Below are 16,714 nucleotides of genomic sequence, written 5' to 3'. Positions count from 1 at the left end.
GAGCCGCCGCAATGCATGACAATGCAGCGCCGATTATCTGGGCCGCGCCGATTGTCTGGCCTGCGCCGATTGTCGTGCCCGCGCCGATTGTCGGGCCCGCGCCGATTGTCGGGCCCGTCTCCCGTCGCCGGCGCGCATCGTAGCCGGCCGACAGCGGCATTCATGGGATCGGTCGCTCAATCCGCGATGCACTTGTGGCGGAACGCCGAGCGCTCCCGCGCCATGCTGCCGATCATGGCCAGCGTGTGTCTTGCCTGCATCGGCAGCGCCATGCTGACGACCGCGGTATCGTTCTACCTCGGCAAGCCCGGCATCGCCCCCGACATCATGCAGATCGTGCTCACCGCCTATCCGGTCGGCTTCCTGATCGGATGCCTGATAACGCGCCCGCTGGTGGTCCGCTACGGCCATGAGCGGACATTCCTGCTGATCCTGACGACCGCCCTGCTGTCGGCCGCGGGCTTCGTCTTCACCGATTTCGTGCCGAGCTGGTTCTGCTTCCGGCTGCTCGGCGGCATGTCGATGGCCTCGATGTTCGTGATCTGCGAGAGCTGGATCAACCTCTATGCCGAGCAGCACAATCGCGGCGCGATGTTCTCGATCTACATGCTGACGACGGCGATCGCGGTGCTGCTCGGACAGGTCCTTGTCGCGCTGGTCGGTCCGCAGTCGCCGCATCTGTTTTCGGTCGCGGCGGCGATGGTATTTTTGGCGTTCGTGCCCAAATTCGCCGGGCTGCGCTGGCCGGCGCTGCCTTCGGTGCCGGCCGAACCGGCGCAAGCGACCGGAGCCGACAGAAGGCTCGGGCCGCTGGCGCTGTTCAGGCTGGCGCCGGTGACGGTGGTCGCCATTTTCCAGGGCGGCATCACCAACATGAACGTCTTCGTGCTGACGCCGATCTATGGGACGCAGATCGGATTGTCGGCGTCGGCCACGGTCTGGCTGGTGACCACGATAAGCATTGCCGGCATGGTCGCGCAGACCCCGATCGGCTGGCTGTCGGACCGCCTTGACCGGCGCCTGATACTTCTGGTGCAGGGGCTGGTGTCGGTGACGGCCTGCGCCATGATCGCGTGGGTCGGCGCTCTTTCGGTGCCGCTGCTGTTCGTGCTGTTCTTCGTCTACGGCGCCACGGCGCTGACGATCTATCCTGTGGCCATGGCCTTCGGCGCCTCGCAGCTTCATAGCCGGCACATGGTCGCCGCGTCCGGCACGCTGCTCCTGCTCTATTCGATCGGCAATGTCGCGACGCCGGGCGTCGCCGCGGGATTGATGGCGCATATCGGGCCGCCGGCGATGTTCCTGCTGCTTGGCGGCGGCGCGGTGCTGGTCACGCTTGCGGCCTGCTACAATCTTCTGCGCCGGCCGGTCGCGACGCCGATCGTGCAAGCTGTCGAGGACCAGGTCTGATGACGAACAATCCCGCGACGAACCGGCTGAAAGACAACGTCGTCCTGATCGCGGGTGCCGCAAGCGGTATTGGTGCGGCAATCGCCCAGCGCTGCGTTGCCGAAGGCGCAAGCGTAGTCTGTGCCGACTATGATGCCGGGGCGGCGCAGGCTCTTGCCGATGGGTTTGGCGCTGCGGCGGTCGCCTGCCGCTGCGATGTGACCGACGCCCTCTCCGCCAGCAGCGCCGTCGACATCGCCAAGGAGCGCTTCGGCCGCTTGGACGGGCTGGTACACAACGCCGCCGCGCCGTCGACGAACGCCACCGTGGTCGATCTCGATGAGAGCGCCTGGCGACGCGAGCTCGACGTCAGCCTGACCGGTGCGTTCCTGATGAGCAAATTCGCGGTGCCATTGATCGCCGCAGGCGGCGGTGGCTCGGTGGTGTTCATCGGCTCGCAATTCGGACGCGTCGCCACCACCAGGGCCGTCGCCTACTGCGCCGCCAAGGCCGGGCTGATCCATCTCGCCAAGGCGATGGCGGTCGACCATGCGCCCGACAAGGTGCGCGTCAACAGCCTGTCGCCGGGCGCGGTGGCGACGACGCGGCTGCTGCGCAGATTTCCGGATTTCGACGCGGCCAATGCGGGTCTCGGCCCCGCCCATCTGCTCGGCAGGATCGCGGAGCCGGACGAGATCGCCGCGGCGGCGGCTTTCCTGCTGTCGTCTGACGCATCCTTCGTCACCGGTTCCGACATGCTCGTGGATGGCGGCTATGCGACGCGCTGAATGTCCATCCCTCTGGCCAACCTCAAAGGAGTTTCCATGACGCTGCTCGTCACCGGCGGCACCGGCTTTGTCATGAGCGTGGTCGCGCGCGAATGGCTGGACCGCGATCCGCAAGCCCGCGCCGTCATCCTCGACCGTTCCGGCCCCGACGCGATCGCGGAGACATTCTTCGCCCCGGTGCGCGACCGCCTGACTGTGCTGACGGCGGACATTCTGGAGCCGTCCGCCTGGGCAGCAGTGCTCGATGCGCACAACATCACCGCAATTGTCCACGGCGCGACGGTGACGCCGAATTCGCGCCCGAGCGACCCGCAGATGCAGCCGGAGGCTCACGATCCGGCATTGATTGTCGACGTCAATCTGATGGGCACGGTGCGCATGCTGGAATGGGCGCGCAGCCGTCCCGGCGTCAAGCGTTTCGTCTATGTCAGCTCCGGTTCGGTCTATCGCCACCACGGGCCGGACTGGAACGGCGAGCCACTGCCCGAGGACGGCTATGTGGCGCCGCTGACGCTCTACGGCATCTCGAAATTCGCGGCCGAGATGGTCACCAACCGCTACGCCGACCTGTTCGGCCTTTCGGCCATTTCGGTCAGGCTGTCGTCGGTCTACGGCCCGATGGACCGCGTCACCGGCAGCCGCAACGTCCGCCATTTGCCGAACCGCGTCGCGCATATGGCGCTCAACGGCGAGACGATCCGGCCGAACAGTTTTGAGCCGCTCGGCGACTATGTGCTGTCGAGCGACGTCGCCAAGGCGATCATTGCGCTGCTCGATGCAAAAGACCTGCGCTACCGGCACTACAATATCGGCAGCGGCACGACGACGACGGTCGGCGACTTCATTGGCTGGGCAGCTGAGCGCGTTCCCGGCCTCAAGGCCGAGGTCAGCCCGATCGAGGGAGCGAATATCGTCATGAACGTTGCGCTAAAGACCGGCATGTGGGGCGAATACGACCTGGCCCGCATCGAGCGGGACACGGATTGGCGACCGAGGCCGGCCAGAGAGGCCTTCCATGATTACATGGACTGGATCGCCGCCAACGAAGCCTGAGGAGGACAGCCGATGCCGACCGATCACCAGCAGCCGCGCGACTTCGTCGGTTACGGTCCGCGCCCGCCCTTCGTCATCTGGCCGGGCGGCGTCAAGCTCGCCATCAATCTGGTGCTCAACTACGAGGAAGGGTCGGAATATTCCTGGCTCGAGGATGGCCGCAACGACAATTGGGGCGAGTACAATCTCGCCAGCAGCCCGCCGGTGCGCGACCTCGGCACCGAGACGCATTTCGAATATGGCAGCCGCGCCGGCGTGTGGCGGCTGGCGCGGCTGTTCGACCGCTATCAGATCCCGGTCACCATCTCCGCCTGCGCCGTCGCGCTGGAGCGCAATCCGGCGGTGGCCGAATGGATGAACGCGCGGGGACATGACCTGCTCGGCCACGGCCTGCGCTGGATCGACTACACGACGATGGAGCGCGGCGAGGAAGAGCGCCAACTGCACGAGGCGATCGCGCTCTATGAGAGACTGATGGGCAGGCGACCCTTGGGCTGGAACTGCCGCTCGTTCCCGAGCGTCAACACGCGCGACCTGCTGGTACGGGAGGGTGGGTTTCTCTACCATTCCGATCCCTGCAACGACGACCTGCCCTATTTCCTCGACCACCAGAGCACCCAAATCCTCGTCGTGCCCTATTCCAAGGCCCTCAACGACAGCCGCTATCTGGTGGCGCCGGGCTACAGCAACCCGCGAGACTTCGCCGAGGATTGCCGCTCGGCGATCGACTACATGCTCGACGAAGCCGACGAGACCGGCGGCCGCATGCTGACGATCGGCATCCACGCCCGCTGGATGGGCCAGCCCAACCGAGCATCCGGACTGCGCGAGGTGATCGAGCATGTGAAAACGAAGCCGGCGGCCGCCTTCATGCGCCGCGAGGACATCGCGCGCTTCTGGCTCGATAACCATGCGCGCTTCGAGCAGCGCGGCTGACGGCATGTTCGAGACGCTGATCCGCGGAGCCACCGTCGTCAATGCCGGCGGGCCTGACCGGCGCGACGTCGGCATCGCCGGCGGCAAGATCGCGGCGGTCATTCCACCTGGCGAAAGAGCGGAAGCGAAGACGGTGCTGGACGCCTCGGGCAGCCTGCTGCTGCCAGGCCTGGTCGACGCGCATGCGCATCTGCGCGAACCTGGGCTCACGCACAAGGAGGACTTTTCCTCCGGCACGCATGCCGCGGCGCTTGGCGGCGTGACGACAGTGCTCGATATGCCGACCGACGAGCCGTGGACGGCCAGCGCCACGCAGCTGGCCGACAAGATGGCGATGGCCGAAGGCCGTATCCATGTCGATGTCGGCTTGCAGGCGGTGGTCAGCCGTGACTTGTCGTTGATCCCCGGCTTGCTCGACCTCGCACCGGTGTCGTTCGAATTGTTCACCGCCGATGTGCCCGAAGACTTCCTGTTTCCCACCTTCGATGCGGTCGCCGGCGCCCTGCGGCATTTCGCTGGCGCCGATACGCTGATCGGCATTTCGCCGGGCGATCAATCCATGCTGGCCAGCAGCATTGAACGCAACCAGGCGGGGACCATCGCGGCCTTCCTCAACAGCCGGCCGCCGCAGGCGGAAGCCGGCGGCATCAGGCGGGCGGTTCTTGCCGCCGCCAGGACGGGGACGCGCATTCATGTCCGGCAGATCAACTCGGAACTGGGCGTGGAGGCGTGGAGCCGGCTGCGCGACAGGGCGGACGCCAGCGTCGAGACGACGCCGCAGAACCTGTTCTTCAGCGCCGACGACTATGAGACGCAAGGCGCCAGGCTGAAGGGCTCGCCGCCCCTGCGATCGCGGCAGGACGTCGAAGCGTTGCGCTCGGCGCTCGGCGCCGGGCTGATCGATATCGTCGCCACCGATCACGCACCGCATGCGCCGGCCGAAAAGGCAGCCAGCTACGCGGCTTTCGCCGACATTCCGGGCGGCATGCCGGGACTGCAGACGCTGCTGCAGACCATGCTGAAACTAGTCGACGACGGGCTGATCACGCTGCCCGATGTGGTGCGCCTGTGCGCCCGCAATCCGGCGGAGCGCTTTGGGCTCGGCCGGCGCAAGGGGCGGATCGCCGCCGGCTACGACGCCGACATTTTGATCGTCGACCCACGGCAATCCAGCTCCATCTCGAATGCCGAGCAGGTTTCCCGCGCGGCTTACACGCCATTCGACGGCTGGACCGTCAACGCGCGGCTGACCAATGTCTTCCTGCGCGGCCACGAGATCGTCCGAGACCAGCGGCTGGTCGGCCCGGCGCAGGGAAAGATCGTCACTCGGGAAGACTGAGGAAGACCCATGGCACTGCTTGAGAAAAAGATCGCCATCGTCAGCGGCGCCAGCTCCGGCATCGGCCGTGCAATCGCCTTGAGGTTCGCGGCGGAAGGCGCCTGCGTCGTCATCGCCGACACGGTCGAATTGCCGATCGAGGGTGGCCAGAGCACCGCCGCCCTGATCGAATCGAGCGGCGGGACGGCGATGCATATCGCGACGGACATTTCCGACTGGAACGCCGTCGATGCGCTGGTCGCTGCCACCGTCACCCGCTTCGGACGGCTGGACGTTATGGTCAACAACGCGGCGATCTACACCAGCACCAACCTCATCGAGACATCGCCGGAGCAATGGAGCCGCGTCATCGGCGTCAACCTGACGGGCTTCTTCCATTGCTGCAAACGCGCTGTCGCGCAGATGCTCGCCCAGGCGCCGGTCAATGACGTGCGCGGCCGCATCATCAACATCTCGTCACAGCACGGCATGGTCGCCTGCCCCGGCGATTTTCCCTATTCGGTGAGCAAAGGCGGCATCGTGCAGATGACGCGGCAGATCGCCGTCGACCACGCCGACGATTTGATCGTCTGCAACGCGATTGCGCCCGGCAAGATCATCACCGGCAAGCCGGGTGTCGCCAACGACGCCGACGCGCTCGATTATTCACGCAGCCGCACGCCATGGCCGCGGCTCGGCAGCCCGAACGATGTGGCGGGCGCCGCCCTGTTCCTTGCCAGCGACATGGCAAGCTACGTCACCGGCATCAATTTGATGGTGGACGGCGGCTGGATGGCTGGCTGACGGAAGACCTGAACCAGGCTTGATCTTTCCTGTCGCTTCATGGCAGGCGATCAACTGAGATCTCTTGCGCAAGCGCGCTTCCTCGGCACTTTCGGAGCATCCCATGACCATCCCTCGCGTCGTCGTCACCCAACGCTTCTTCGATGACGAGACGACCGCCTATCTGCGGGCGAACGGTTGCCAGGTCGACATTGCCGAATCCTCGAAGGTCGAGGGCGATGGGAACCTCTCGCATGACCAGTTGGTGAGTATCCTGAGAGACGCCGATGCATGGATCGTCGGCCATGCGCGGGTGACGCGGGAATTGCTCGAGGCTTTGCCCGATCTCAAGATCGTGGCACGCCGCGGCGTCGGCTACGAGCGCGTCGATGTCGAGGCTGCCCGTACGCTCGGCCGCGTGGTGACGATCGCGGCCGGCGGCAACGATGCCTCGGTCGCCGACCACGCGCTTGGCCTCATGCTGGCCGTCGGCCGGCGCCTGCGCGAAACACAGATGAACATGATCGCCGGCAACTGGACGATATTGATCAGCTCGGATCTGTACCGCAAGACGGTCGGCCTGATCGGCCTCGGCCGCATCGGCCGCAACGTGGTCCAGCGACTCAAGGGTTTTGAAGCGCGCATCCTCGTGTCCGCGCCGAGCGCGGACAAAGCCTATGCCGAAGCGAACGGCATCACCTATGTCGATGTCGATACGCTGCTTCGCGAAAGCGACTGTGTCAGCCTTCACGCTCCGCTCTCGCCGACGACGCGCAACCTGATCAACAAGGACACCCTGGCGCTGATGAAACCGACGACGGTCCTGATCAATACGGCACGAGGCGGCCTGGTCGAGGATCGCGATCTTCTCGAGGCGCTGAAGAGCGGCACGATCGCCGGCGCCGGCCTCGACGTCTTTTTGAGCGAGACCGACCCCGGCTACAAATCCGTGTCCGACGAATTGATCGCGCTGCCCAACGTCGTGGCCTCGCCGCATTCGGCGGCCTCCTCGGCCGAAGGGCTGGCGCGCACCAACATGGTTGCGGCGCAATGCGTGATCGCAGTGCTGAACGGCAGGGACCCGCCGAGCGGCTGCGTCGTGGCCGACGGCCGTGGGCGAGCGTCTCGCTGATCGCCCGGGCGCCGAGGAATCACATTTCCACGGGGTGGGCGCTGACCTGGTGCCTGGTGAAGCGCGGCAGCAGCCCTGAGCACAGCACCAGCACGACGATGATCGCGAACTGGCTTGCGATGACGATGCCAAAGGCCTTCGAAATGCTCGCCGGCTCCAGTGCCAGATAGAGCGTGCCGAGGGTTGCGACCCCGAGTGCCAGGCCGGACTGCTGCAGCGTGATCAGAACGCCGCTGCCGACGCCCGCCAGGTGCGCGGGAACATCGGCGAGCACGGCGCGGAACAATCCTGAAAACAGCATCGACTGTCCGGCGCCGATCAGCATCAGCGGCACAGCCAGTTCGATCAGGCTCACATTCGGCCAGCCCAAGACCATGATGGCGACCAGCAGGGCCAGGCCAAGCGCCTGCACGATGCCGCCCGCCGCCAGGGCGCCGCGTCCGAAGCGGTTGATCATGCGCGGGCTGACCATGGAGCCGATGAAGAACATGATCGCCATCGGCAAGATGGCGAGGCCGCTTTCGAATGCGTTGGCGCCGAGCCCGTTCTGGACGGTGAGCGCAAAGACGAACATGAAGGCGCCAAAGCCGACGCTGAACAGCGTAATCATGGCGAGACCGCGCGACATCGAGGGCAGTTTGAGCAATGACGGCGGCAGCAACGGCACCTCGCCGCGTGCCTCGGCAGCCCGTTCGACAATGACGGTCAGGATGGCCAGCACCACGGCTGCAGCCAACATTATCCAGGTCCAGGCGGGCCAGCCGAGTGAATGGCCTTCGGTCAGCGGCACCAAAAGTGCGGTCAGGGTCGCAGCGAAAAGCACCGTGCCGGGCAGGTCGATGCCGGCCGGGTGCGGCGAGCGGTTGGCCGGCACGACAAGCCGCGAGGCGAAGAACACGATGATGCCGAGCGGGATGTTGATCAGGAAGATCGGCCGCCAGGAGGTGCCGAACAGGTCGGCGCTGACCAGCAGGCCGCCGGCGAGCTGGCCGACGACCGCCGCAATGCCGGAGGTCGCGCCATAGAGCGCGATGGCCCGGGTCTTGCGCTCGCCTTCCAGGGTCGCCTGGAAAGTCGCCAGCACCTGGGGCACCAGCATGGCCGCCGTTGCGCCCTGGACCAGGCGGGCCGCGATGAGGACTTCGATGGTGGGTGCCAGGCCGCAGGCCAGCGAGGCCAGGATGAAACCGCAAAGCCCGACCAGAAACAGGCTATGGCGGCCGAAACGATCGCCAAGCCTGCCGCCCAGCACCAGCGTAGCGGCATAGGCCACGCCATAGACGGACACCACTAGCTCAAGTGCGGCCGGGGTTGCCTTCAGCGAGGCGGCGATCGTCGGCAGCGCCACGTTGACGATGAAGAAGTCGGCGATCGGCAGGAAGGCGCCGGCGAGCAGCACGTAGACGCCGAACCCGTGCAGGCCTCCGGCGCGCGCCATGGAACGGGGAGAATGCCAGGCCGGGTTTGGGGAGTAGGCGGGAGTCATTCGAGTCTCCAGATGTGTATGTCGACATAGTTATGTATACATAATGATTATGCACATATACATACCAGACAGGAGGCTGTAAACTCCCGCGGTATGAAAACCGACGGTGATTCATCCGCACGCAAAACCCCGCCCACGGCTATTCGGTGGGCGGATCTGGCCGACCTGATCCTCATCATTGCCCGCGAGATCCAGTTCCGTGGCTACCGGGATGAGCGGGTGTTCCTGCTCTCGCAGTCGGAGGGCATGGTTATGCGCCATCTGGTGGCGCACGCCTCGGCCACGCCCAGCCAGATCGCGGCCGCGACAGGGCTGCAGCGCACCAATGCCTCCACGGTGCTGCGCGATCTGGAAGGCAAGGGGCTGATCGAGCGCCATGTCGATCCGGAAGACCGCCGGGGTGTCAGCGTCCACCGAACGCGGCGCGGGGCCGACAACTACGCCCTGGTGCGCAAGGAATGGGGCGACGCCGTCTCTGCCGCCGCCGGCGGCGACGCCAGCAGGCTCGACGATGCGATCGCACTTCTCAGGTCCATCGAGGCCGGCCTCATCGCGACGCGCCCGAAAGGCAGCGACGATCGGGCGCGCCGAGGCAGTTGAACCCGGGCGCCCGTACCCAATCAAGCCCACAGTGCCTGCCACCGTGGATCAGGCGTTCGATTGCGGCTTGGCCGCCAAGGCGGATGCTCGGCCCGGCAGGTCAGGCCCGGGCCAATCGCTGCGGACGGCAACAAGTCACAAGCGTGCGCCGCTTTGCCTGTCGAAGATGTGGACCCGGCGCGGATCGATCTTCAGCCTTACCTCTTCGCCGGGACGGACGGTGAGCCGGTCCTTGACGATGGCGTCAATGGCGTCCTCGCCAAACCTGGCGAAGATCTGCGTCTCGGAGCCGGTCGGCTCCAGCACCGAAACCGTTGCCGGCAAACCGTCGGGTGCGATGTCGATATGCTCGGGACGGATGCCGTAGATGACCGGCTGGCCGCTCTGCGCCCTGCCCTCCTCGACCGGCAGCACGGAACCGGTGTCCGAGACAAAGACCTGCCTGCCGTTCTTCGCTTCGATCTTGCCCTTGATGAAATTCATCGCCGGCGAGCCGATGAAACCGGCGACGAAGACATTGCCCGGATTGTCGTAGAGATCGAGCGGTGCGCCGACCTGTTCCACCTTGCCGTCCCGCATCACCACGATCTTGTCGGCCATGGTCATCGCCTCGATCTGGTCATGGGTGACATAGACGATCGTCGTGCCGAGGCGCTGATGCAGTTCCTTGATCTCGACACGCATGGCAACGCGCAGCTTGGCGTCGAGATTGGACAGCGGCTCATCGAACAGGAAGACCTGCGGGTCGCGTACGATGGCGCGTCCCATGGCCACGCGCTGGCGCTGCCCGCCGGACAGCTGTTTTGGAAACCGGTCGAGTAGCTTGCCGAGATCGAGGATTTCGGCCGCCTTCTTCACCTTGGCGTCGATCTCGGACTTCGGCCTGCCCTTGATCTTGAGCGAGAAGCCCATGTTGTCGGCAACGTTCTTGTGCGGATAGAGCGCATAGTTCTGGAACACCATCGCTATGTCGCGGTCTTTCGGCAGCACATCGTTGACCACCCGGCCGCCGATGCTGATCTCGCCGCTCGATATCGCTTCGAGACCGGCGATCATGCGCAACAGGGTGGATTTGCCACAGCCCGACGGGCCGACGAGGATGACGAACTCGCCATCGGCGATGTCGACATTCACACCATGGATGACCTGCGCGCTGCCATAACGCTTGACGATATTCCTGACGGTGACTTCAGCCAACTCGCATCCCCTCTATTGCGGCAAGGCAATCTGCATCTTCACTTCGCCTTTTGGGGCGGATGCGGCGATCTCAAACGCGCGAACGCTGTCTTCGAAGTCGAACGTGCGCGTGATCAGCGGCTTCACGTCGATCGCGCCAGAAGACAGCATCGCAACACAGCGCGGGAAGACGTGGGCATAGCGGAACACATGCTCGACGCGCGCCTCGCGCACCATCGCCTTGCCGACGTCGTAGTTGATGCCATGCATCTGCACGCCGACGAACACCACCCGGCCAGCCGGACAGAGCGGATCGAAGACGCCTTCCGCGGCGCGCGGGCTGCCGGAGCATTCGAACACAATCTCCACGCCCCAGCCGTCGGTTGCGGCCAGAATCTCCTTGGCCAGATCCTGGCGCGCGACATTGATCGGCGTGATGGCGCCGAGCTTCGCTGCGAGCTCAAGCTTGGTGTCGTCCACGTCCGACACGAAGACCCGCGCGCAGCCTGCCGCCAGCGCCGACAGGGCCGTGACCAGGCCGATCGGCCCGGCGCCCATCACCAGTGCGATATCGCCCGGCTTGACCTGCGCCTTGGTGGCGGCGTGGACGCCGACGGCCAGCGGCTCCACCATCGCCGCTTCGGCAAACGAAACATTGTCGGGGAGCTTGAAGGTGAAGTTCTCCGGATGCACGACGCTTGGCCGCAGGACGCCGTGGATCGGCGGCGTCGCCCAGAAGCGAACCGCCGGATCGACATTGTACAGGCCCATGCGCGTCGCGCGGCTGTTCGGGTCGGGAATGCCCGGCTCCATGCACACCCGGTCGCCGACCTGCAGCGACTTCACCTCGGCACCTGTCTCCACGACAATGCCTGATGCCTCATGGCCGAGGATCATCGGCGCCTTCACCTGGAAGATGCCGGCGCCGCCATGCGTATAATAGTGCACATCCGAGCCGCAGATGCCGACGGTGTGCAATTTGATGCGCACGTCGCGGACGCCGAGTACCTCCTCGCGCTCGATCGGGAAATCGCGCAGCGTCAGTTTCAGCTTTTCTTCCAGCACCAGCGACTTCATGAGCCTGCGTTCTCCTCTTGTCTCCGCCCTACCCGCGCCAGACGATCAGCACACCCAGTACGATCGCCAGGACATGGCAGACCGACAATGGGATCGACTGTTCGAGGAAGCGCATCCAGAACAGTTCGAGCGCAACGAACAGATAGATGCCGACAAAAACCCGGTCGAACCAGTTGGTGACGATCGGCAGGAAACCAGTGCGTTGCGGGCTCGCCACGATGGTACTGGCCTCGTCGTCCACCTCATCGAGATCGACCATGTGCTCCATGGAACTACTCCTTGACCGCGCCAAAGGTCAGACCGGCCACGATGTGCCGCTGAACAACCGAGAAGATCAGCAGGGCCGGGACAAGCGTGATGATCGCGATGGACGCCATCGTGCCCCATTCGGTTCCGGTCGTCGTGACATACTCCGACAGGCCGGTGGTGATGGTGCGCGCGTTGAAGCTGGTCAGCGTCGCGGCGAGCAGGAACTCGTTCCAGGCGAAAACCCAGGTCAGGATCAGGGTAACGGCGAGGCCGGGCCGCGCGAGCGGAAAGATGACTTCGCGGATCACCTGCCAGGTCGTGGCACCGTCGACGGTCGCAGCCTCGTCCAGTTCCTTTGGAATTGCGTCGATCGTCGGCCTGAGCGTCCAGATGGCGAAAGGCAGGTTGAAGGTGCAGTAGAGCAGGATCATGCCGGTGCGCGTGTCGTAGAGCTTCCACTCACCAATGGTGAAGACCTGCGTAAAGAGCAGGAAGAAGGGCAGCAGGAACACCGCGGCCGGCGCCATGCGGTTGGTGATCGTCCAGAAGAAGATGTTCTCCTTGCCGGCCAGATCGAAGCGCGACAGCGCGTAGCAGGCCATGAAGGCAAGAACGGTCACCAGCACCGCGTTGCCGGTCGAGATGACGATGGAGTTGAACATGTAGCGGCGCAACGTGTCGTCGCCGAGAACCTTGACGTAATTCTTCCAGTAGACGGTCTCGAGCAGCACGCTTGGCGTGGTGAACAGCTCGACCGCCGGCTTCACAGAAATCACGAACAGCCAATAGATCGGGAACAGCGTCAGCAGGCTGAGCAAGGTCCACAGCAGGATGGAAAGAACCGGGCGGTTGGCGCGCATCAGGAAGGCCTCTTCTGGTCGCGCCGGGCGACGAGGGCGACATAAAGCAGCCAGCACATCACCAGAGTGAGGTACAGGACGATGATCGATGTGGCCGAGCCGTAGCCGTAGTCGGTCTTGGGAAACACGATCTTCCAGATATGCAGGCCGAGATAGCGCGTCGCGGCGCCGGGCCCGCCGCCGGTCAGCATCCACACTTCGTCGACGGTGCGCAGCGCGTCCATCAGGCGAATGAAGACCGTCGCCAGGATCGCCGGGCGGATCATCGGCAAGGTGACGTGCCAGAAGATCTGCCACCTGTTGGCCCCGTCGATCTGCGCCTGCTCGAACGGCTCCTTGGGAAGCGAGACCAGTGCGGCAAGCAGCGTCAGCGTCACCAGCGGCGTCCAGTGCCAGATATCCATGATGACGGTCAGCGCAAAGGCCATGGTCGCGTCACGACCGATATTGAGGTCGTAACCGAACCAGGATTTCAAAAGGTACGGGATGATGCCGATGCTGGGCGTCGTCATCAGGCGCCAAACCGAACCGACGACGATCGGCGCCACGATCAGCGGCAGCGTGTGGATCGTGCGGAACAATCCCCGGCCGGGGAACTCGCGCATGAACAGCTGAGCCAGAAGGTAGCCAAGGATGACTTCGCTCACGACGGCGAAGAAGGCGAATTTCAGCGTGAACGCGATCGAGGTCAGGAACTCGTTGTCGAAGACGAGACGGCGGAAATTGTCGGCGCCGTTGTAGATCATGTAGGGATTCGCACCGAACGGGTTCCATTGATGGAAGGCCACATAGAGCACGTACAGAAATGGGACGATGCCGAAGATGCCCAGGATCGCAATCGTCGGGGCGAGCATCAGCCATCCCACTCTGTTTGATCGCATGAAACCACTCCCCAGGCCGGCGCATTGTCCGCGACATTCTTGCGGCGGCGAAAATGTATTCGGGCCGCCGCTTCACGGCGGCCCGAATTTTAGGTTCGCGAAGCTACTTGCGGTAGCCGAGGTTCTTCAGTTCCGCCTCGGCGGCAGCAGCCATCTGGTCGAGCCCATCGTCGGATGAGACCTCGCCCAACAGGATCTTGTAGAAGATCGGCGCCGTGGCTTCACGCACCTGCGCATGGAACGGATAGGGCGGTGCGCCGGCAAACAGCTTTCCGTCGTTCTTGAGCATGGTGTAGTAGCCGTTGAGCTTCTTATCCATCTCGATGACTTTCGGATCGTCGTAGGTTGCCGTGTTGGTGATGCGGGGTGCTGCCACCGCCCAATCGCCCTGGACCGAGTCCTGGCCGATATACTGCAGGAACAGCAGCGCGGCTTCCTTGTTCTTCGAGGTTACCGGAAGACCGAAAGCGCCACCGTCATAGTAGCCGATATAACCCTTGCCGGCTTCCGCATCCTCCATGACGCCGGGTGCCAGCGGCGGCAGGGCGACGCCGACATTGCCCACGACCTTCGACTTTTCCGCGTCGGCAGCGATCCATGCCGCGTTCTCGCCGTAGACCAGGCCCTGTGCCGCGCGGCCCGCCGCGAAGGTGGTGCCGACTTCGGTCCACGTGCTTGCCGGAGATTCCGGCGGAGCGATGTCGCGCAGATGCAGCCAGTATTTGAGCGCGGCCTTGGCCTTGTCGCTGTTCATCGTGCCGCCATTGGCGACCGATGCCGAGTAGTTTTTCGACGCGTCGATGCCCCAGTTGTAGACACCGAAAGTGGGCGCGATGGACTCGAAGAACTCATACCATGACGCAGGGTGGCCGGTATGCGCCTGTGCCGTGGTGCCCCACAGTTCCAGATTGTGGTCCTTGCCCCATTTGGTGAAGAACTCCGCGATCTGCGTGTATTCCTCATGAGTCTTGGCCGGCACCAGGTCCTTGCCGGTTTCCTTCTTGAAGGCTTCCTTGATCGCCGGATCGTTGAACAGATCGGTCCGGTACAGATAGAGCTTGATGAAGGCTTCCATCGGAATGCCGAAAAGATCGCCGTCAGCATTCTTGAAATAGTTCGCAAATGTCGTGAAGTGCGTTTCGTCGTACTCCGGCGCTTTCAGCGACGGGTCGTCCTTCAGGGATTTCGTGATGTCGACCAGGAAGTCGCGGGCGAGATAGGCGTAGATGATGTCCTGCTCGATATAGACCATGTCATAGATGCCGGTCTTGGCTTCCATGTCCTTGATCGCCTTGTCGTACATCTGGTCCCAGGAGGTGGTCTCGATTTCCACCTTGATGCCGGTCGCCTTCTCGAAGGCGGGGGCAAGAACGTCCTTGATGTAGTTCGAAGGCGGCGTGCTTTCGGTCACGCCGTGCAGCGTAACACCCTTGTATTTCGCACCGGCGTCCGACCAGAAATCGGCTTTGGCGGGCATCACGCTGGTCATCAGGCCGACCGCCAATGCGGCAAGGCCCATTCTGAGTTCATGTTTCATTTTTCACTCCTCCAACAAAACATTGACTGTCAGTCATCCATTCTGCGATCGCCGCGTTCCACCCCCCTCAGGAACGGCACCTCCTGGCCACCCGGACATGGCTGAAACCCGTTTCAGGCCGATGCGCGCCGGTCCGTCCTGCTGGAAAAGTGGCACCCGGAAAAGAGAGCTCCCCGGGTGCCGGCCCTGGGAGGCAAATCCACGTCCAACGAAACGGCGGCTGTGGTTCCCGCAAAGACATCCTCCCCGACCGGTGCCTGAGATGAAAGCTCAGCGACACGGATCCTCCTGCGCTCGAGAATTTGTTCTGCCTGCGGCCTCCGGGCATTCCGATGAACTTAGTGCGGGGACACTTCCCCGTGCCACGCGTGGTTTGCAGGCGATCTATACTTTTTCGCCGACTGCCCGCGCGCCGCCTGACCAGGCGCGGATCTCCCTGAACGGATCGGCGCGCGCCTCGGTCCCGATCTTGTGGGCATTGCGCCGGTAATCCGACGGCGTGCGCCCGCAGATCTTGAAGAACTGCCTGTTGAAATTGGCGACGTTGTTGAACCCGACTTCGAAGCAGATGTCGGTGATCGGCCGATAAGTCTGCGTCAGCAGCGAGCAGGCTGCATATATGCGCGCAAGGATGACGTAACGGGCAAAGGTGTGACCTGTCTGCCGCTTGAAGAAACGTGAAAATGCTTGCGGTTCCAGCCCGCAGAGCCTTGCAACGAACGGCAGGTCGATATCGTCGCTATAGTGGTCCAGAACATAGCGCATTGCCACGTCGAGTTCCGGCGGCAATTCCGCCTGCGCGGAGGTAGGCGCCAGCCGCGAGAGCCTGCGGCGGTCGCCGGGATCGCGGGCCAGCGTGATCATCAATTGCAGAAAGAGCACCACACGCTCGGCACCCTGGGCAGCGCCGATCTGTGCGAGCAGCCGCTGCCCGGCGAGGGCGGTGGCCCCGCGAAACTCCACTCCGTAGACGGCGTCGTCGTAGAGCGGCCGGATGGTTCCGAGCTCAGGACAGAAGCCGGTGACCCGATCGGCCCATTCGCGGCTGAACTGGATCAGCATGTCGCGATTGCGAATTGTCTTCCCGGGTTCAATATCGCTGACCCAATTGTGCGGGACGTTCGGCCCGGTCAGGACCAGGCAGCCTGGTGCGAATTCCCCGATATGATCTCCCACCATCATGACGCCCGAGGTCGTTCGCGTCAGGTGCAGTTCGTATTCCGGATGATAATGCCACTTGGCTTTGAAGAACGGATAGTCATGCATGTTCCAGCGGAACGATTCCGCCGGCGGACATATGACCATTTCGAAGTCCGGAACGATCTTCAGAGCGGGCTTCATTGAGTGGCTCCTTCCCTGTAACGCAACGACCGCTTGATCCGCGGTCTCCCTAGAGCGGTTCAGCTTTTTATAATCGCTGCCCCGATCTAAGTATTTGTTTTTACACAA

The 16,714-nt window shown here is 63.9% G+C and carries 16 protein-coding genes; 8 read left to right on the top strand and 8 right to left on the bottom strand.

Annotation, left to right across the window (positions count from 1 at the left end; translation table 11 throughout):
• Nucleotides 1-186 precede the first annotated feature (186 nt).
• The 7 genes from ACFX5Q_RS23120 to ACFX5Q_RS23090 all read left to right on the top strand — a co-directional run bounded on the left by ACFX5Q_RS23120 (nt 187) and on the right by ACFX5Q_RS23090 (nt 7,399).
• The gene (locus ACFX5Q_RS23120) at nt 187-1,410 is read left to right on the top strand and encodes an MFS transporter (RefSeq protein ID WP_404281722.1); all 1,224 of its coding nucleotides are present in this window, start codon (nt 187-189) and stop codon (nt 1,408-1,410) included.
• The gene (locus ACFX5Q_RS23115; RefSeq protein ID WP_404281719.1) at nt 1,410-2,177 is read left to right on the top strand and encodes an SDR family NAD(P)-dependent oxidoreductase; all 768 of its coding nucleotides are present in this window, start codon (nt 1,410-1,412) and stop codon (nt 2,175-2,177) included. Before ACFX5Q_RS23120 ends, ACFX5Q_RS23115 begins: the two co-directional genes overlap by 1 nt.
• Before the next feature lie 36 nt (nt 2,178-2,213).
• On the top strand, nt 2,214-3,230 hold the full coding sequence (locus ACFX5Q_RS23110; protein ID WP_404281717.1) for an NAD-dependent epimerase/dehydratase family protein: 1,017 nt from the start codon (nt 2,214-2,216) through the stop codon (nt 3,228-3,230).
• A gap of 12 nt (nt 3,231-3,242) precedes the next feature.
• A complete protein-coding gene (locus tag ACFX5Q_RS23105; RefSeq protein WP_404281715.1) occupies nt 3,243-4,166 on the top strand; it encodes an allantoinase PuuE in 924 nt (307 codons plus the stop codon).
• The gene (locus tag ACFX5Q_RS23100) at nt 4,141-5,505 is read left to right on the top strand and encodes a dihydroorotase family protein (RefSeq protein ID WP_404281713.1); all 1,365 of its coding nucleotides are present in this window, start codon (nt 4,141-4,143) and stop codon (nt 5,503-5,505) included. Before ACFX5Q_RS23105 ends, ACFX5Q_RS23100 begins: the two co-directional genes overlap by 26 nt.
• A gap of 9 nt (nt 5,506-5,514) precedes the next feature.
• Entirely contained in the window at nt 5,515-6,288 is a 774-nt protein-coding gene (locus tag ACFX5Q_RS23095; protein ID WP_404281710.1) for an SDR family NAD(P)-dependent oxidoreductase, read from the top strand.
• Nucleotides 6,289-6,391: 103 nt separating this feature from the next.
• Entirely contained in the window at nt 6,392-7,399 is a 1,008-nt protein-coding gene (locus tag ACFX5Q_RS23090) for a phosphoglycerate dehydrogenase (protein ID WP_404281708.1), read from the top strand.
• A 19-nt stretch (nt 7,400-7,418) separates the two neighbouring features.
• Here ACFX5Q_RS23090 and ACFX5Q_RS23085 read toward each other — a convergent pair whose 3' ends face one another.
• Nucleotides 7,419-8,885, bottom strand: coding sequence for an MFS transporter (locus tag ACFX5Q_RS23085; RefSeq protein WP_404281706.1), 1,467 nt, complete (start codon nt 8,883-8,885; stop codon nt 7,419-7,421).
• A gap of 93 nt (nt 8,886-8,978) precedes the next feature.
• Here ACFX5Q_RS23085 and ACFX5Q_RS23080 point away from each other — a divergent pair, with 93 nt between their 5' ends.
• On the top strand, nt 8,979-9,485 hold the full coding sequence (locus tag ACFX5Q_RS23080) for a MarR family winged helix-turn-helix transcriptional regulator (RefSeq protein ID WP_192179729.1): 507 nt from the start codon (nt 8,979-8,981) through the stop codon (nt 9,483-9,485).
• A 135-nt stretch (nt 9,486-9,620) separates the two neighbouring features.
• Here ACFX5Q_RS23080 and ACFX5Q_RS23075 read toward each other — a convergent pair whose 3' ends face one another.
• The 7 genes from ACFX5Q_RS23075 to ACFX5Q_RS23045 form a co-directional block, all read right to left on the bottom strand.
• Nucleotides 9,621-10,682 (bottom strand): ABC transporter ATP-binding protein, encoded by a 1,062-nt coding sequence (locus ACFX5Q_RS23075; RefSeq protein WP_404281704.1) that lies wholly within the window; start codon nt 10,680-10,682, stop codon nt 9,621-9,623.
• 12 nt (nt 10,683-10,694) lie between these two features.
• Nucleotides 10,695-11,738, bottom strand: coding sequence for an NAD(P)-dependent alcohol dehydrogenase (locus ACFX5Q_RS23070; protein WP_404281702.1), 1,044 nt, complete (start codon nt 11,736-11,738; stop codon nt 10,695-10,697).
• A 28-nt stretch (nt 11,739-11,766) separates the two neighbouring features.
• Nucleotides 11,767-12,006, bottom strand: a complete 240-nt coding sequence (locus ACFX5Q_RS23065) for a DUF2160 family membrane protein (protein ID WP_192179731.1) — start codon at nt 12,004-12,006, stop codon at nt 11,767-11,769.
• Nucleotides 12,007-12,010: 4 nt separating this feature from the next.
• The gene (locus ACFX5Q_RS23060) at nt 12,011-12,847 is read right to left on the bottom strand and encodes a carbohydrate ABC transporter permease (protein ID WP_404281700.1); all 837 of its coding nucleotides are present in this window, start codon (nt 12,845-12,847) and stop codon (nt 12,011-12,013) included.
• Entirely contained in the window at nt 12,847-13,728 is an 882-nt protein-coding gene (locus ACFX5Q_RS23055) for a carbohydrate ABC transporter permease (protein ID WP_006204272.1), read from the bottom strand. The genes ACFX5Q_RS23060 and ACFX5Q_RS23055 overlap by 1 nt, the downstream gene beginning before the upstream one ends.
• A 103-nt stretch (nt 13,729-13,831) precedes the next feature.
• Entirely contained in the window at nt 13,832-15,247 is a 1,416-nt protein-coding gene (locus ACFX5Q_RS23050) for an extracellular solute-binding protein (RefSeq protein WP_244425997.1), read from the bottom strand.
• A gap of 402 nt (nt 15,248-15,649) precedes the next feature.
• Nucleotides 15,650-16,714, bottom strand: coding sequence for a helix-turn-helix domain-containing protein (locus ACFX5Q_RS23045; protein ID WP_404281698.1), 1,065 nt, complete (start codon nt 16,712-16,714; stop codon nt 15,650-15,652).

The sequence above is a fragment of the Mesorhizobium sp. IMUNJ 23033 genome (genome assembly GCF_044778005.1).
Classification (GTDB): Bacteria; Pseudomonadota; Alphaproteobacteria; order Rhizobiales; family Rhizobiaceae; genus Mesorhizobium; species Mesorhizobium amorphae_A.
Note: the sequence above shows the minus strand (reverse complement) of the source record. Positions and strands in the feature narration are given on the sequence as shown.

Coding starts and splice junctions, on each gene's coding strand:
- ACFX5Q_RS23120 (WP_404281722.1), top strand. CDS start 187: ATGCACTTGTGGCGGAACGCCGAGCGCTCCCGCGCCATGCTGCCGATC.
- ACFX5Q_RS23115 (WP_404281719.1), top strand. CDS start 1,410: ATGACGAACAATCCCGCGACGAACCGGCTGAAAGACAACGTCGTCCTG.
- ACFX5Q_RS23110 (WP_404281717.1), top strand. CDS start 2,214: ATGACGCTGCTCGTCACCGGCGGCACCGGCTTTGTCATGAGCGTGGTC.
- ACFX5Q_RS23105 (WP_404281715.1), top strand. CDS start 3,243: ATGCCGACCGATCACCAGCAGCCGCGCGACTTCGTCGGTTACGGTCCG.
- ACFX5Q_RS23100 (WP_404281713.1), top strand. CDS start 4,141: ATGCGCGCTTCGAGCAGCGCGGCTGACGGCATGTTCGAGACGCTGATC.
- ACFX5Q_RS23095 (WP_404281710.1), top strand. CDS start 5,515: ATGGCACTGCTTGAGAAAAAGATCGCCATCGTCAGCGGCGCCAGCTCC.
- ACFX5Q_RS23090 (WP_404281708.1), top strand. CDS start 6,392: ATGACCATCCCTCGCGTCGTCGTCACCCAACGCTTCTTCGATGACGAG.
- ACFX5Q_RS23085 (WP_404281706.1), bottom strand. CDS start 8,885: ATGACTCCCGCCTACTCCCCAAACCCGGCCTGGCATTCTCCCCGTTCC.
- ACFX5Q_RS23080 (WP_192179729.1), top strand. CDS start 8,979: ATGAAAACCGACGGTGATTCATCCGCACGCAAAACCCCGCCCACGGCT.
- ACFX5Q_RS23070 (WP_404281702.1), bottom strand. CDS start 11,738: ATGAAGTCGCTGGTGCTGGAAGAAAAGCTGAAACTGACGCTGCGCGAT.
- ACFX5Q_RS23065 (WP_192179731.1), bottom strand. CDS start 12,006: ATGGAGCACATGGTCGATCTCGATGAGGTGGACGACGAGGCCAGTACC.
- ACFX5Q_RS23060 (WP_404281700.1), bottom strand. CDS start 12,847: ATGCGCGCCAACCGCCCGGTTCTTTCCATCCTGCTGTGGACCTTGCTC.
- ACFX5Q_RS23055 (WP_006204272.1), bottom strand. CDS start 13,728: ATGCGATCAAACAGAGTGGGATGGCTGATGCTCGCCCCGACGATTGCG.
- ACFX5Q_RS23050 (WP_244425997.1), bottom strand. CDS start 15,247: ATGGGCCTTGCCGCATTGGCGGTCGGCCTGATGACCAGCGTGATGCCC.